The organism is Prevotella sp. P6B1 (assembly GCF_000702825.1).
Classification (GTDB): Bacteria; Bacteroidota; Bacteroidia; order Bacteroidales; family Bacteroidaceae; genus Prevotella.
The window spans coordinates 53,917-69,547 of sequence record NZ_JNKF01000018.1; the positions used below are offsets into that span (position 1 = coordinate 53,917).

The following is a 15,631-nucleotide window of genomic DNA, read 5'->3' on the forward strand; positions in this document are numbered from 1 at the left end:
GTTGATGGGTTTTATTTATTACCTAAAATCTACTAAGATACGGAATACCTTTCCCGGGTTCTCGGCCCATTGTTGCATGGCCTGTTCGGCCTGCTCAGGCTTTACCTCGTTGCTGATGAGGCGATCGACAGGGCAGGTGCCGCGCTCAAGATAGTGGATGACAGCACGGAAATCGCTGGGTAGAGCATTGCGCGAACCACGGATGTCGAGCTCCTTCTGTACAAAGTACTTCGTCTGGAACGATACCTCGCTCTTGGCATAGCCAATGCAAACCACGCGACCGGTAAAGGCTACCTCGTTAACTGCCATCTGATAGGTGGGTACGCTACCTACCGCCTCGATGACGACATCGGGACCGAAACCACCAGTGAGCTCCTGTAAACGGGCATGCGCATCCTCCGTCTTGGTGTTGATGGTGTAGGTGGCTCCCATCTCCTTGGCCAGCGCTAACTTCTCGTCGTCGATGTCAGCGGCAATCACGGTGGCGCCACGCAAGACTGAGCGTACTACAGCACCCATACCCACCATACCGCAGCCAATGACCATGACCACATCAATATCAGTTACCTGTGCACGACTCACGGCATGGAAGCCCACACTCATTGGCTCGATGAGGGCGCAGGTGCGTGCGGGCAGGTTGCCTGCTGGAATCACCTTCTCCCAAGGCAGAGCGATATAGTCGCACATGGCGCCCCAGCGCTGTACGCCTAATGTCTCGTTATGCTGACAGGCGTTCACACGACCATTACGACACGAGGCACACTTGCCGCAGTTGGTGTACGGATTGACGGTGACGATCATGCCAGCCTGCAGGTTGGCAGGCACGTTCTTGCCTACCTTTACAATCTCGGCACCTACCTCGTGACCGGGCACTACGGGCATCTTCACCATCGGGTTGCCACCACGGTAGGTGTTCAGGTCGCTACCGCAAAAACCCACATATTTCATCTTTAATAATACTTCGCCTTCGCCCATTTGAGGCTCGGCCATCTCGATGACCTTCATAACCGAAGGCTCGCTTATCTGAATTGCTTTCATTGCTATTTGTTTTTTTACATTATTTCTTTTTCTATGAGTTTCTCCAGCGAACAAACATCTGGTCGCCGATAATCTGCTGTACCTCTTGTACCAATTGCTCGTCCATAGGCTCGTTGACGTAGCCGATGTTCTTCAGTACGTTTTCGGGATTGGCACTGCTGAAGAGGGTGGTTGCGATACGTGGATTGCAACTGGTTGAGAACTGAATGGCCAGTTTCTCGATGGGGTAGCCCTTCTGTTGACAGCGAGCTGCTGCACGGGCACAAGCTGCCTGTAGGTCCTTACTGGCAGGATGCCAGTCAGGTGCACCGCGTTGTGAGAGCAAACCCATGGATAGGGGTGAGGCGTTGATGACACCTACATTGTGCTGTTCAAAGAAACCGAGGTAGTCCTGTAGCAACGTGTCGTTCAGACTGTAGTGGCAGAAGTTCAGGATGCTTTCTACCACGCCCTCGTCGCAATGTTCGATGACCCACTTCAGATTCTCAGGTTGCAGGTCGGTGATACCTACATGGCCTACCACACCTTTCTTTCGCAGTTCTACCAGTGCAGGCAGTGTCTCGTCACATATCAGCTGAAGCCCGCCTTCCAGATCGCCTTGGAACTCAATATCGTGGACGTTGATCAGGTCGATATAGTCTACGTTCAGACGCTCCATACTCTCGTAAACACTGGCTGTAACGCGTTTCGCTGAGTAGTCCCAGGTGTTAACGCCATCCTTACCGTAGCGGCCTACTTTTGTTGACAGATAGTATTTGTCGCGGGGAATCTCCTTCAGTGCTTTTCCTAAGACCATCTCGGCCTTTAGGTGTCCGTAGTAGGGAGATACGTCAATAAAGTTAATACCATTGTCGATGGCTGTGTGTACGGCACGAATGCCCTCGTCTTCGCGGATGCCATGGAATACACCGCCTAATGAAGAGGCACCGAAACTGAGGTTCGACACCTTCATGCCTGTTTTTCCGATTTCGTTATAAACCATTTCTTCTATATTTTATTTTGTTTGATGACTCACTTTAAAAGTACGATAGCCGTAAAGGGCGATAAAGCAGAAGCACAGCAGCGGCAGACAGAACGATACATTGACTGCTGGCCAGCCGGCTACGGTGCCCAGATCGATGATCATTCCCTGCAGGGGAGGCATCAGGGCGCCCCCCACAATGGCCATCACCAGGAAGGCGGCGCCAAGGGTGGTGTCTTCAACCTCAACATCCTCCAAAGCGATACCATAGATGGTGGGGAACATGATTGACATGAAGAGGCTGATGCACACCAAACTGTACAAGCCTGCACGGCCATCAATGCAGATAGCACCCATAGTAAAGGCCGAGGCGCAGATGCCAAAGATCATAAGCAACCGACGGGTGTTGATGTAGCGCATGATGAATGTGCCGACAAAGCGACCGCAGAGGTTCAGTGACATGGCTACGATATTAAACATCTGTGCTGTTGCCTTGTTGATGCCCAAACGGTCTGCATACTGGATGATAAACGTCCAGCACATAATCTGGGCGGCCACGTAGAATACCTGGGCAAGCACGCCGTAACGGTAGATATTGTTGTGCCAGAGGCGGCGCAGACTGTGACTGGCATCGAGCTTGGTGCCGTCGCCTGCCACGTTTGGCATCTTAGTTACAGCAATGATAATAAACATGATGAGTACCACCAGACCGAGAATGACATAAGGGTCGCGGATAACAGCCAGGTCGTGCAGACGAATGCTGGCTTTCTCGGCTTCGGATAAGGTGCCGAAGATAATCTGTCCGGCAGCATCGCGCTTATCCGACCATAGTTGGGGCAGTACGATAAACGAGGCTACAGCCATACCCGAGAGCGAACCCACGGGATTGAAAGCCTGTGCCAGATTAAGTCGGCGCGTGGAGTTACTCTTGTCGCCCAACGAGAGAATAAACGGGTTGGCCGTTGTCTCTAAGAAGGCGAGACCGAAGGTGAGGATATACAGCGAGACGCAGAAAAACGAGAACTGCTGGAACTGTGCTGCAGGGATGAATAGGAATGCTCCAAAGGCGTAGAGTGCCAAGCCGTTGAGGATACCCACCTTGTAACTGAATCGACGAATGAACAGAGCTGCCGGGATGGCCATGGTTGCATAACCGCCGTAGAAGGCGAACTGAATCATGGAGGCCTTGGTGGCCGACAGTTCCATCACGGTTTGGAAGGCTGCCACCATCGGGTTGGTGATATCGTTGGCAAAGCCCCATAACGCGAAAAGTGAGGTGATGAGAATAAATGTGAGTAGATACTTTTTTTCTACTAAAGGTTTCTTTTCCATATTGCTAATTGGTAGATTTACTTATAGATTGGTCCGAAGTTCTGACAGGCCCGATAATCGGCGCCTTCTTTATCCATGCCGAAGGCATTCCAGGCTGCTGGACGGAAGATGTCCTTGTCAGCGATATTGTGCATGCATACGGGGATACGCAGGATGGAACAGAGTGTCAGCAGGTCGGCACCGATATGACCGTAGGCAATGGCTCCGTGGTTGGCACCCCAACAGTTCATGACGCTGTATACATCCTTGAAACAATCCTTGGTGGCATCGAGACGGGGCACAAACCATGTGGTGGGCCATGTGGGATCCGTACGTTTGTCAAGTATGTCATGGGTCTCAGCATCAAGTTCAATAGTCCAGCCTTCAGCCAGTTGCAGCACAGAACCTAAGCCTTGCACCATGTTGATACGCATCATTGTCATGGGCATGCCACCCTTGGTAACGAAGTGTGAGCTGTAGCCACCGCCACGGAAGTAATCGCGGTCGGCAGGCATCCAGTAGGTTGCTTTCAAACAAGCTTCCATATCGCTATCGCTTATGTTCCAGAACTCCTTCATGGTAGGTTCCCCGTCTACATCGGTCATGGCACCTGTAGCATCGAGTGTGGTTGCTCCACTATTGATCAGGTGGATGAAACCATTGGCTGCTAATCCTTCAGGTCGTTTGCCGGCCACACGCTCTACAGCTTCAGGACTCCAGTAGGTACGGATGTCGGAGAACATCACGCCACGATTGGTAAGCAGATGGCCAAACAGCATCGACATGCCATTAAGGAAATCATTCTCGGTAGCCAGCACGTCGGCTTCGCGTGGACCATTCCAGTCGAACGAGCTACAGAGCATCGACTCTGGGAAGTCGAAGTTGGGCTTATAGTCTGTCCATTGGCGTTGTCCTTGTACACCACCAAAAATGGCGTTGTGGCCTAAGGCCTCTTCTTTATAGCCCATCTCCAGTAAGCGTGGATTGCCGTGCATCAGGTCGCGGATAATCATCATGGTCTTGACGGTAAACTCCCAATCAGCATCTTTCTCCTCGCGGTTTTTCCCTTTCCCCTTGCCGTTGAAGTTAGTCATCGGTGTTCCTGGGAAGAGTGGACGGTCCTCATTGTAGTCATGACCCTCTTGAGGCTTGCAGTACTTCTCGACCCATTGCATGGCTTTCTCAAACTCTTCATGGTCGTAAATGTCAAAATCAACACGTCGCAGAATCTCTACTAACGATACGTATTCTGTACGCATGCCGAGGTATTGTTGTAGGAAGTCGGCATTGACAATCGAACCAGCAATACCCATACAGGTATTGCCTATTGAGAGGTAGCTCTTGCCTTTCAAGGTGGCTACAGCCTGAGCGGCACGTGCAAAACGCAATAGCTTCTCGGCCACGTCGGCAGGGATGGTGTTGTCGTTGATATCCTGTACGTCATGACCGTAGATACCAAAGGCGGGCAGTCCCTTCTGGGCATGAGCTGCTAAAACAGCAGCCAGATATACTGCGCCTGGACGCTCGGTACCGTTGAAACCCCATACAGCTTTCGGATAGTAAGGGTTCATGTCCATGGTTTCAGAGCCATAGCACCAACAGCTGGTAACGGTGATGGTACTGCCAACACCCTCGCGTTCGAACTTCTCGGCACAGGCGGCACTTTCTGCCACACGACCTATTGTGGTATCGCTAATGACACATTCTACAGGTGAGCCGTCGCCATTACGCAGCTGGGTGGTAATCAATTCTGCTACAGCTTTAGCCAGTGCCATGGTTTTCTCTTCCAGACTTTCACGTACGCCACCCTGACGACCATCAATGGTGGGACGGATACCAATTTTAGGATAGTTATTCTTGATCATAGTTCCAGTTGAATTATTTATTGACTATATTTCTCTCGATACTGTTGTGGTGTAATACCTGTATGTTTCTTAAACAATCTGTTGAAGTAAGAATTGTCATCATATCCTAATGCGGCTGCAATACTCTTTACAGATAGGTCGGTAGTGACCAGCATGAGCTCAGAGCGTTCAAGCTTCTTTTTGGTAATAAAGGCATTGGGAGTATAACCTGTTTCGTTCTTGAACACCCGGATGAAATGATCCTTCGACATACAGATCTTGTCAGCGAGCATCTCGACATCAATGTGTGAGTTGATGTTTTTATGGATAAAAAAGAATACCTGATGAATTCTGTCATCCTTTACCTCTATTTTGGGCCTTGCTGTTTTTAGAAAACGGGATAACAAGATATATAGAATGCCTCTTGACTCAACTTTGTCGCAAAATGGACGACGCTGATTCATTTGTAAATTACTGATAAGTGTGGAGTGATTATCATATACGGCAGGGTCGGATTGAGGCAGTTTCAAAAAGGGGTTCATTTGGCAGAGCCGACGAATGAGCTCCAGATCCATCTCACAACCTCTCACTTCAAATGGCAATTCCCATTCTTCCAATATACTTTGCTCGTTATTCGGATTCTCGTACACGTGTATATAATAATGTTTAAACGTAGTGTCGCAGACATAGCTATGGGTGGTGAAAGCTGGAATAAAATAGAGATGCCCTGGCTGAAGGTTATATGTCCCTTCTGGCATTACTATGCGGGCCGTTCCTTCCTCAACATAGAAAATTCGTGCGAATGGACTCCGCACGTTTTTCCAATTCCAGTCGCCATGATGTATGGCCTGCCCTACGTTTAGCGTGTATGGATGCAGCTTGTTAACGGAAATATTCATAGAGATAGTTGAATTTTGTTGTGCAAAGTAACAAAAAAAAAAGCATCCCGCCAAGCATTGTTTCATGTTTTTTCTGCCGTTATTAATTTTTTAGTCGTTTTAGCATTTGTTATTCGAATTATTAAAATCAAATATCGATATTGTCCTATTGTCGTATAGGATTTTATCGATATAGAGTTGACGCAGTCGAAAACGTCCTATATAATGTCGATATTGTTTTTCTTTGGTTGCATTACTATTTCTATATTTGCAGCGGATTTGTGAAAATCTTATCATTTAGTTCTATTAGTTAGTTGCTAATTGTAAGACAATGGCGTATATGGTTTCTGAGGTATTAGATTGTAAAGGATGGGAACTAAGCAATTATTATTAATTTTATTAAATTCAAATTAACTGATTATGAAACTAAAACTAAGGAAGATTGCCACGACTCTTTTGATGAGTCTGGTTTGCGTAGTCGGATTTGCACAGAAATCGATTACGGGAAAAGTCGTTGATTCCAATGGCGAACCAATTATTGGTGTCAGCATCGTTGCCGGACAAGGCAAGGGTACTGTTACAAATTTCGAAGGTCAATTTACATTGGCCGATGTGACTCCTAAAACGGTGTTGACTATCTCTTACATCGGTTATCAAACACAATCGATCAAAGTAGGCGAACAGTCAACCATCAATGTGGTGATGAAAGAGGATGCCAAGTTGCTCGACGAACTGGTTGTTGTGGGCTATGGCACCCAAAAGAAAGTGAACCTCACCGGTTCAGTATCAAGCGTTTCGGCCGAAGATCTGGCTAATAAACCGGTTATGAGCACGGCTCAGGCATTGGCTGGTTTGGCTCCTGGTCTCAGCGTACTTCAGAATTCAGGTCGTCCTGGTTCAGGCGCAACAGTTAAGATTCGTGGTGCCGGAACATTCTCGAGTGCAGGAAATGATCCTCTTGTGCTGATTGATGGTCTTTCTGGTAGCATTGATGATGTTGATCCAAACGATGTGCAGAGTATCTCATTCCTTAAGGATGCTGCGTCTGCATCTATCTATGGTAACCGTGCTGCAAATGGTGTGATACTGATTGAAACAAAAAAGGGAACAGAAGGTAAAATCTCTGTTTCGTATAATAACTCATTTGGTTGGCAGAAAGCTACTGAACTGCCTGATTTCCTGCCATCGTGGGAGTATGCTACCTATTATAATATGGCCATGCGCAACATGGGGCGTCAGGAGGCTTATAGCGCTGATCAGATAGAGAAGTACCGAAATGGTTCTGATCCTGATAACTATCCTAACGCCAATCATCTGAAGTGGCTTTTGGAGTCTGGCTCTGGTTTCCAGCATCAGCATAACGTCAGTATTCAGGGCGGTAGTGCCAATACAAAATACAATCTTTCGGTAGGTTACCGCAACCAAAATGGTCTGACCGCTGAGACTTCGAATGAGCGTGTAACCGCTTTACTCTCGCTGACAAGCAATCTTACTAAGCGCCTGACCATGAATGTGAACATGAATTCGTTCTATAATAACTATAAGGCTCCCCTCGGTAGTGGCAGTATCGATGGTATCGTTGGTTATGCTGTTCGTGAAGGACCTGTTTATGCAGGACAGAAATCGGATGGCAGTTTTGGCTATCAGGACAATTACAGCCCTGAGGCATGGCTGGCCAGTGAGTCGTTCGTTAATAATATCAGCAGAAACCTGAGTGCATCGGGACAGCTCATTTGGGATACGCCTATCACAGGTTTGAAACTCACCGGTAAGGCTGGCGTTACTTTCTATAACAGTAACGACAAGTCGTTTACTGCCAAGACCTATTTCTCTGAGGAGAAGACTGTAGGTCCTGCTAACCTTTCCATGGGAAGTCGTGATAATACCTATACCACACTTGAGGGATTGATTACATACGAGAAGGCCATTAAAGGCCATAGCTTTAAATTGCTTGCAGGTTCTTCGCTTGAGAATGCCTCAAACAAGTATCTGAGTGCAAGTAGAAACACCTTTCCTAATAATAACCTTTATGAGCTGTCGGCAGGAAGTAGTGCTACCGCAAACAATGGCAGCTCAACCGAGGAGTGGGCACTCATGTCTTTCTTTGGCCGTGTCAACTACTCGTTTATGGACCGCTATCTGTTAGAAGCAAATCTGCGTTACGATGGATCGTCTCGTTTTGCCGATGGCCACCGTTGGGGTCTTTTCCCATCGGTATCAGCTGGATGGCGAATTACAGAAGAAAGCTTCTGGAAGAACTCTTCACTTAATGAGGTTATCAATAATCTGAAACTGCGTTTGTCGTATGGTGTCTTGGGTAACCAGAATATTGGTGTGTATCCTTATCAGCAGACTTACACGCTGGGGCATGATACACCGTTAGGAAATCCTGCCAGTCTGCAGTCGGGTGTCTATATGGCATCTTACAACAATCCTGAGATTACATGGGAGAAAACCTCTATAGCTGATGTTGGTATTGATTTCGCATTGTTCAATAGTGCACTGACTGGTACTATCGACTATTTCTACAAATATACTTCTGATATTCTTGCACCTGTTGAGGTTTCAAGTCTCATTGGTCGTAGTGTGGGACAGTCGAATGTTGGTGCCGTATCAAATAAAGGTATCGAGGTTACGCTTACCTACAACGGTAAGATTGGTAAAGATTTCCGTTTCAGTGTTTCGCCTAACTTTACTTGGGTTAAGAATGCTGTCGAGAAGTTGTCGAATGGTGCTACTGAAGAAATCAATAACAATCGTATCGTCGGTCAGCCTCTTGGAATCATCTATGGTTATGAGACAGAAGGTTTGTTTGTTGACCAGAATGAAATCGATAATGCACCTGAGCAGCTCGTTGGTAAGTCGGATTTGAAGCCTGGCTATATCAGATATAAGGATTTGGATGGCGACAATCAGGTTGATGCTAATAACGACCGTAAGGTGCTGGGTAGCACCACACCTAAGTTCTATTATGGCATGACTATCACTGCCAACTATAAGAACTTTGATTTTTCTATGTTGATGCAGGGCTTGGGTGGTCATAAACGTCTGATTGGCTCATATATGGCCTATGCATTCTATAATGGTGGTCAGATTCAGCGTTGGCAGGCTGATAACTGCTGGACAGAGGAGAACCCCAATAAGTGGGCAGAGTACCCACGTCTTGAGACACTCAATATGAACAACACCAATCTGCAGGTATCCGACTACTGGGTACGTGATGCCAGCTTCCTGCGACTGAAGAATCTGCAGGTGGGTTATACTCTGCCTAAGTCGTTGGTTAACAAACTGGGTATCCAGAACCTGCGTGTTTTCGTTAGTGGACAGAACCTGCTTACCTTTAACAGTTTCTACAAAGGCTGGGATCCTGAGAATGAGATTGGGACAGGTGATTCACCATCTTACTATCCTATCAATAGAATCTATTCGTTCGGTCTGAACGTGAAATTTTAATCCAATAAAGAATCAGAATTATGAATACAAAGAATTATATCACAGCACTATCTATAGCATTCTCGTTTGGTTTGCTGGCTCCGCTATTCAGTAGTTGTTCGGATGTACTTGACAAGGCACCAACAGCTTCCATCTCTGATGCAACCTTCTGGACTGATGAGAGTGAAGCCAAACTGGCACTTGTTGGTTGCTACCGTTTTCAAACAGGTTGGAGTCACGATAACTTTGACTCTCCCCAGGGATTGCTTTACCTTGACTTCGCTGGAGGTAATGGTACAGAGAAGGAGAATTTTACATCATTAATGGCAAGCAGTAATACACAGGCCACTAACAGCAATATCTATTGGTACTGGGCTAATGCATATACACAGATTGCCAAATACAACACATTCCTCGATAATATCGACAACTGTAAGATGGATGAGACGAAGAAAAAAGCCTGGAGCTCTGAAATCAAGAGTCTCCGTGCTTACTTCTTCTACAATCTGGCATTCTACTTCAATAATGTACCTATGCCTTTAACTACTTTAAATGTAGAAGAGGCAAATAACATCGCTCAGACTCCTCAGTCGGAAGTTTATGCACAGGTAGAAAAGGATCTGAAAGAGGCTGTCAATGTGCTTCCAAGTAGCTATTCGGGCGATGATTATGGTCGTGTCACCAGTGGTGCTGCTGCAACGATGCTGGGACGTGTCTATCTGGCTCAGGGGAAGTATTCTGATGCTGCCGACATGTTTAAGAAAGTGATGGATTCTGGTGTATATCAGATCGACCGTCAAAATGGTGATGAAAGCTACGAGAAACTGTTCTATTCAGGTGGCGAATATAGTCCGGAAACCATCTTCTGTATCATGGGTATCAAGGATAAGTTCACGAATTCACGTTATATCTATCTGTTCCCGGAGGCTATGGGGGGCTGGCACCAATTCGCACCATATAATGAATTGGTGAAGGAGTATTTCTGCACTGATGGTAAGGGCATCGATGAATCGACTGTTTATAACGAGAATGATCCCTATGCTAATCGTGATCCTCGTCTGTATGCTACGATCTATCTGCCACCTCTTGGCTCTTATCCTGGTACTCAGTTTAACGGTACAACCTATGATTGCTATAAAGGTGCTAACACTTCTGATAGCTATAACCGCTATACTCTCTTTAATGGCTATTGCCCGAAGAAGGGGGCTGATCCTAACAATTGTGGAAATATCTGGGATAACTATGTCTATACCCCGATTATGCGTTATGCCGAGGTGTTGCTTAGCTATCTGGAGGCTCTCAACGAGTCGCAGCCTACTTCTGTTACTCAGGAGGTACTTGACAAGACCATCAACGATATCCGCAACCGTGTTGGACTGCCTGCCATCACCAAATCCGATGTGGCTTCACAGGAACTGGTACGTAAGGCTGTACGCAAGGAGCGTCGAGTAGAGTTGGCTTTCGAAGGCCTGCGCTATTTCGATGTGCTGCGTTGGGGTATTGCAAGTGAAGTGCTCAACCATACATTTACAGGTGTGAAACTCTCTGATGATCCCAGCGCCCGCAACTATCGTGGCAGTGGTAGCTCTGCATCGCCTGTCGACAAGGATGGCTATTACCAGTTTGAACCTCGTACATGGAGCGCTCATAACCGTTATTGGCCTATTCCTCAGAACGATTTGAACATTAATAAGAATCTGAAACAGAACGAAGGATATAATTAATGACAGAAGGCTATAGACAAAAAGATTACGGCCAGCCTGTAAAACGGTATTGTCAGACACTGGATTTGAAGGAAAATCCCGAGCTGATAGCCAAATACAAAGAGGCTCATAGTCAGTCGCGGGCCTGGCCGGAGATCATCGAAGGTATCCGTTCTGTGGGTATACTCGAAATGGAACTCTACATTCTGGACAATCGTATGTTCATGATTGTTGAGACCCCTCTCGACTTTGATTGGGATGCTGCTATGGCTAAACTTGCAACTCTGCCCCGACAGTCGGAATGGGAAGACTATGTCTCCCTGTTCCAAGACTGTCGGCCGGGCAGCACATCCGACCAAAAATGGAGTATGATGGAGCGTATGTTTCATCTTTATGACCCGAAATAGACATAAAAAGAAAAAAATGAGTATATTTGCAGCATGAAAAGGATTATTATGACATTAGCCATGTGTTGCGGTGCGACCGCCATGATGGCGCAGACTTATCAAGTGCCCGTATCTGAACAGCATGAGAAGATGCAGAAGGGCAAGTATGAACCCACCTGGCAGTCGCTCGAGACGCATCAGACCCCCGAGTGGTTCCGCAATGCCAAGTTTGGTATCTGGGCTCACTGGGGACCACAGTGTGTAGAAGGCTCAGGCGACTGGATGGCCCGTGGTATGTATATCGAAGGTAGCGATCAGTACAAGTATCACAAGAAACATTATGGTCATCAGTCTGAATTCGGATTTAAGGATGTTCTGCCGCTTTTCAAGGCCGAGAAGTGGGACCCGGAGAAACTCGTGGAGCGCTATAAGCGTTGTGGCGCACAGTATTTCTTTGTGTTGGGTAACCACCACGACAACTTCGACCTGTGGGATTCGCAGTATCAGGAGTGGAACTCGAAGAATATCGGTCCCAAGAAGGATATCCTTGAGGGTTGGGCTAAGGCTGCCAAGAAAGCCGGGCTGCCACTTGGCATCTCGTTTCATGCAGATCATGCCTGGACTTGGTATGAGACATCGCAACGCTATGACCAGAATGGTCCTAAAGCAGGTGTATATTATGATGGTAAGCTGACAAAGGCTGATGGTAAGGGAAAATGGTGGGAAGGACTCGACCCGCAGAAACTCTACGCACAGAATCACCCGATGAGTGACCGTTCATGGAACAACGGACAGATACATGCTCAGTGGGGTTGGGGCAATGGCGCCTGTCCGCCATCAGAGGAGTTTGTCACCAACTTCTATGATCGTACGCTCGATGCTATCAATCGTTATAATCCTGATCTGATCTATTTCGATGTAACGGTATTGCCATTCTATCCTGTGAGCGACTGCGGACTGAAGATCGCTACACATCTGTATAATAAGAACCCTCGTGGTGTGGTGTTTGGCAAGATTCTGAGCGAAGACCAGAAGAAGGCGCTGACATGGGATGTGGAGCGTGGTGCTCCAAACCAGATTATCTCTGAGCCCTGGCAGACTTGCAATTGCATCGGCGACTGGCACTATAATACCAATGTGTATAAGCATGGTTATCGCACATCCGAGAATATCGTTAAGCAGCTGGTCGATATTGTATCAAAGAACGGCAATCTGCTGCTCAATATCCCTCTGAAGGCTGATGGAACTTACGATGAGAAAGAGGCTCAGTTCCTGGATGAACTCGAGGCATGGATGACTCCTAATAGTGAAAGTATCTTCGGCACTCGTCCCTGGGTGAAGTTTGGCGAGGGACCTGTAGCTGAAAAGGTTATCGAGATCAATGCACAAGGTTTCAACGAGGGACAATATAATGGCATGGATTATCGTGACGTACGTTTCAATCAGACTAAGAAGTATCTGTACGCCACGGCTATGGGATGGCCTAAGGATGGCAAATTGGTTATCAAATCGTTAGCTAAGGGTAATCCTAATTTCAAGAAGTCGATAACCAGCGTCTATCTGTTAGGATATGGCAGACTGAAGGTAAAACAAACGGCCGAGGGATTGGTTGTAATGCTCCCTCAGCCGTGTAACAAAATCGCTCCAGTATTGCGAATCAATAAATAGGTTGATATGTAATCTTCTGTACGATCTGACCTGGATCTACAATCGAGAGCGTGATAACGTGCTGGCGTTTAGCCTTGTCAAGGGGCAGCGTCAGCACGAAGTCTTTTCGGTTCTCCTGTATCTGGATCTTCCACTCGCGGCCCCACTCCTTGAACTTGTTCTCTAAGGTTGTGGTCTTACCTTGATCCACGCTCACTGCCAAACGATTGCTGCGGTCGGCTGAGACGGGCCACATGGGTACAACCGAGATACATAACTGGATGGAGTCTGCACGTGCTGACAGCGTAGGTATCACGATGTCGATACTGCCCTTGGCTTTCTCATCGAGTGGCTGTCCCATCTGTAATACCTGCCAGTCGGTACCCATCCCGTCTAACAGCTTGATGGGCGCCTTGACGTTGAGTTTTGCCAAGTCAATCTTATAATCGAACTCCGGATGGCGCTGATTGTCGGGCAGACGATAGGCGGTGGTAGGCTTGTCGGTGAGTGCTGGCATCTGATGATAAAGGGCGGTGTAACCTGGTGGCACCTCTGATATCATCTGGTTCCATTTTCCGTCTAACTGGGTGTTGTAGCGTTCCAATAGTTTGTTGATTTCTCGGTTGGCATCCCTGCATTGTTCGGCATATAGTGTGTTGCCTGTCTCGTGGTTGGCCTGAGCATAGAGGAACTTACGGTTCATCTGATAAGCAGAGTGTACGGCATAGCCTAACATCTCGAAGAGGGCAGGGCGCTGCTCTGGGGCGAGGGCCTGTTCGATGGCGTCGTAGGCATAGCAGATATTCTGGTAGTCTACCAGTCGTTTCTGTGCCGTACCGGTTTCGAAACTGAAGTCTGTATCATAGAGTCGGGCATAGAAGGGCGTATCCCATTCCATTTCGTAACCCATGAACTCTGGTTTGCGGTTCCACGCCAGACGGTAGTAGTTGTCGAGTATGTATTGGAAGGAGGCTTGATGCTGTTTGCCGAACATCTCTGCCAACCACTCTGCCTGGTAGGCATTGGCATTGTCGTAGCTGAACTGCTTGAAGTTATAGGCCATATCCATGAACATCTGTGTCTCGATCTCTAAGGGTTTGATGTCGCCTACGTTCAACAGCCAGTAGCGGTCGGCTCCAGCAGTGTAAGCTTTCAGCAATTCCTCGTACATCAGCATAGGTGCGGTGGAGAATAGCCATAGGTTATCGTGGGGTACGCCGCAATAGCTTAGGTGGTAGTACACACCACTACCGCCGCTGCGTCGCTGTTCCTTCGCGTTGCTCACGCGTTTCATATAGCCATAGTTGTCGTCGGGCCATACCAAGGTGATGTCGTCAGGTACACGCAATCCGGCATCATAGATGTCGAGTGTCTCTTTGTAGGGTACGAATATCTGTGGCAGCTGTGTGGCTTTCTGCCTTTTGTGTTTCTCCAGTATCTCGCGCTGTTTGGCAAACACCTTCTCTAATGTGCGGGCACGGTCTTTGGGGTCGGTACTGCCTTTCATAGCTTCGTCGTGCAGACCACGCATGCCCATCGTGTAGATATTGTCGAAGGCTTTGGTATCGCGGATGCGGTCATCGAGTTTCTTGAGGATGGTGGCACTGTTGGTCTCGTAGTTCCACTCACCGTCACGGTCCTTATTCCATTCAGATGTTGCGGCATTGTTGAAGAGCAACGGCTCGCAGTGGCTGGTGGTAATCATGATGCCATAAGCATCGGCTACCTTCTGGCTCTCCGGATGACTGTAGAAGGCACCTGTACATGCGTGCATGGCTGGTGCCAGCATGTTGGCTTTCAGACGCAACAGCAGTTCACACACCTTGGCATAGGTTTTCGGACCGATATCGCCTAACTCTTTCTCAAAGGTTTGGGCGGCCCAGGGCTTCAGGCCCCAGTCCTCGTCGTTAATAAAGATACCACGGTATTTCACTGAAGGCTCACCTGAGGCATAGTAATTGCAGTTGACGGCGGCATCAGGGTTCTTGGCTACAGGCACATCGGCCCACCAGTACCAGGGCGACACTCCGATACGTTGCGACACGTCGTAGATGCCATAGATGGTACCACGCTTGTCGCTGCCTGCAATCACCAGACGAGGCTGCTTCTCGTTTGTCACGCTGATCACGTAGCTTTCCCATTTACCTTTCAGGTCTTTCTCCTTCAGCAGCCCTTTGGCGATGAGGCGGCTGATGGATTTACTGCCATAGGTGCCAACAATGATTTGCGACGACCCGTTTGCGGAAGAGCCTGTCACCATCGCGATGTCGTGCTTCAGGTCGTTGATGGCACGCACCACCTGCGATGACTCGCTCTTATCGTAGCTGACAGTCGCCTTTGCTACTTTGAACGTCCCTCCCTGCATGCAGAGCGGAACAAGTAGTAATAACCATAATATTCTTTTCATAACGATTCCTTATTCTAATTTAGA

General features: G+C 47.8%; 10 protein-coding genes. 4 read left to right on the forward strand and 6 right to left on the reverse strand.

Annotated features, from left to right (window positions below; all coding sequences use genetic code 11):
* Window positions 1-18: 18 nt before the first annotated feature.
* Genes T495_RS0114735 through T495_RS0114755 form a run of 5 tightly spaced genes read right to left on the reverse strand, consistent with a single transcriptional unit; the run spans window position 19 to window position 6,053 of the window.
* A complete protein-coding gene (locus tag T495_RS0114735) occupies window positions 19-1,038 on the reverse strand; it encodes a zinc-binding alcohol dehydrogenase family protein (RefSeq protein ID WP_033149239.1) in 1,020 nt (339 codons plus the stop codon).
* Between the two features lie 31 nt (window positions 1,039-1,069).
* On the reverse strand, window positions 1,070-2,020 hold the full coding sequence (locus T495_RS0114740; protein WP_033149240.1) for an aldo/keto reductase: 951 nt from the start codon (window positions 2,018-2,020) through the stop codon (window positions 1,070-1,072).
* A 12-nt stretch (window positions 2,021-2,032) separates the two neighbouring features.
* Window positions 2,033-3,331, reverse strand: coding sequence for an L-fucose:H+ symporter permease (fucP, locus tag T495_RS0114745; RefSeq protein ID WP_033149241.1), 1,299 nt, complete (start codon window positions 3,329-3,331; stop codon window positions 2,033-2,035).
* 17 nt (window positions 3,332-3,348) lie between these two features.
* Window positions 3,349-5,175 (reverse strand): L-fucose isomerase, encoded by a 1,827-nt coding sequence (locus tag T495_RS0114750; RefSeq protein ID WP_033149242.1) that lies wholly within the window; start codon window positions 5,173-5,175, stop codon window positions 3,349-3,351.
* 17 nt (window positions 5,176-5,192) lie between these two features.
* Window positions 5,193-6,053 (reverse strand): AraC family transcriptional regulator, encoded by an 861-nt coding sequence (locus T495_RS0114755; RefSeq protein ID WP_033149243.1) that lies wholly within the window; start codon window positions 6,051-6,053, stop codon window positions 5,193-5,195.
* Between the two features lie 399 nt (window positions 6,054-6,452).
* Between T495_RS0114755 and T495_RS0114760 the strand changes: the two genes are divergently transcribed.
* Genes T495_RS0114760 through T495_RS0114775 form a run of 4 tightly spaced genes read left to right on the forward strand, consistent with a single transcriptional unit; the run spans window position 6,453 to window position 13,221 of the window.
* Complete coding sequence (locus T495_RS0114760; RefSeq protein WP_033149244.1) at window positions 6,453-9,485, forward strand: TonB-dependent receptor; 3,033 nt, start codon at window positions 6,453-6,455, stop codon at window positions 9,483-9,485.
* Window positions 9,486-9,505: 20 nt separating this feature from the next.
* The gene (locus T495_RS0114765; protein WP_081832157.1) at window positions 9,506-11,188 is read left to right on the forward strand and encodes a RagB/SusD family nutrient uptake outer membrane protein; all 1,683 of its coding nucleotides are present in this window, start codon (window positions 9,506-9,508) and stop codon (window positions 11,186-11,188) included.
* Window positions 11,188-11,574: an L-rhamnose mutarotase gene (locus T495_RS0114770; protein WP_033149246.1), complete on the forward strand. Its 387-nt coding sequence runs from the start codon at window positions 11,188-11,190 to the stop codon at window positions 11,572-11,574. Before T495_RS0114765 ends, T495_RS0114770 begins: the two co-directional genes overlap by 1 nt.
* A 33-nt stretch (window positions 11,575-11,607) precedes the next feature.
* A complete protein-coding gene (locus T495_RS0114775) occupies window positions 11,608-13,221 on the forward strand; it encodes an alpha-L-fucosidase (protein WP_051652102.1) in 1,614 nt (537 codons plus the stop codon).
* Here the strand turns inward: T495_RS0114775 and T495_RS0114780 are convergent.
* The gene (locus tag T495_RS0114780) at window positions 13,211-15,607 is read right to left on the reverse strand and encodes a glycosyl hydrolase 115 family protein (protein WP_081832158.1); all 2,397 of its coding nucleotides are present in this window, start codon (window positions 15,605-15,607) and stop codon (window positions 13,211-13,213) included. The genes T495_RS0114775 and T495_RS0114780 overlap by 11 nt on opposite strands.
* Window positions 15,608-15,631: the final 24 nt, after the last annotated feature.

Bases quoted from the DNA above. Each gene is read 5' to 3' on its own strand.
- T495_RS0114735 (WP_033149239.1), bottom strand. From the start codon at position 1,038: ATGAAAGCAATTCAGATAAGCGAGCCTTCGGTTATGAAGGTCATCGAG.
- T495_RS0114740 (WP_033149240.1), bottom strand. From the start codon at position 2,020: ATGGTTTATAACGAAATCGGAAAAACAGGCATGAAGGTGTCGAACCTC.
- fucP (WP_033149241.1), bottom strand. From the start codon at position 3,331: ATGGAAAAGAAACCTTTAGTAGAAAAAAAGTATCTACTCACATTTATT.
- T495_RS0114750 (WP_033149242.1), bottom strand. From the start codon at position 5,175: ATGATCAAGAATAACTATCCTAAAATTGGTATCCGTCCCACCATTGAT.
- T495_RS0114755 (WP_033149243.1), bottom strand. From the start codon at position 6,053: ATGAATATTTCCGTTAACAAGCTGCATCCATACACGCTAAACGTAGGG.
- T495_RS0114760 (WP_033149244.1), top strand. From the start codon at position 6,453: ATGAAACTAAAACTAAGGAAGATTGCCACGACTCTTTTGATGAGTCTG.
- T495_RS0114765 (WP_081832157.1), top strand. From the start codon at position 9,506: ATGAATACAAAGAATTATATCACAGCACTATCTATAGCATTCTCGTTT.
- T495_RS0114770 (WP_033149246.1), top strand. From the start codon at position 11,188: ATGACAGAAGGCTATAGACAAAAAGATTACGGCCAGCCTGTAAAACGG.
- T495_RS0114775 (WP_051652102.1), top strand. From the start codon at position 11,608: ATGAAAAGGATTATTATGACATTAGCCATGTGTTGCGGTGCGACCGCC.
- T495_RS0114780 (WP_081832158.1), bottom strand. From the start codon at position 15,607: ATGAAAAGAATATTATGGTTATTACTACTTGTTCCGCTCTGCATGCAG.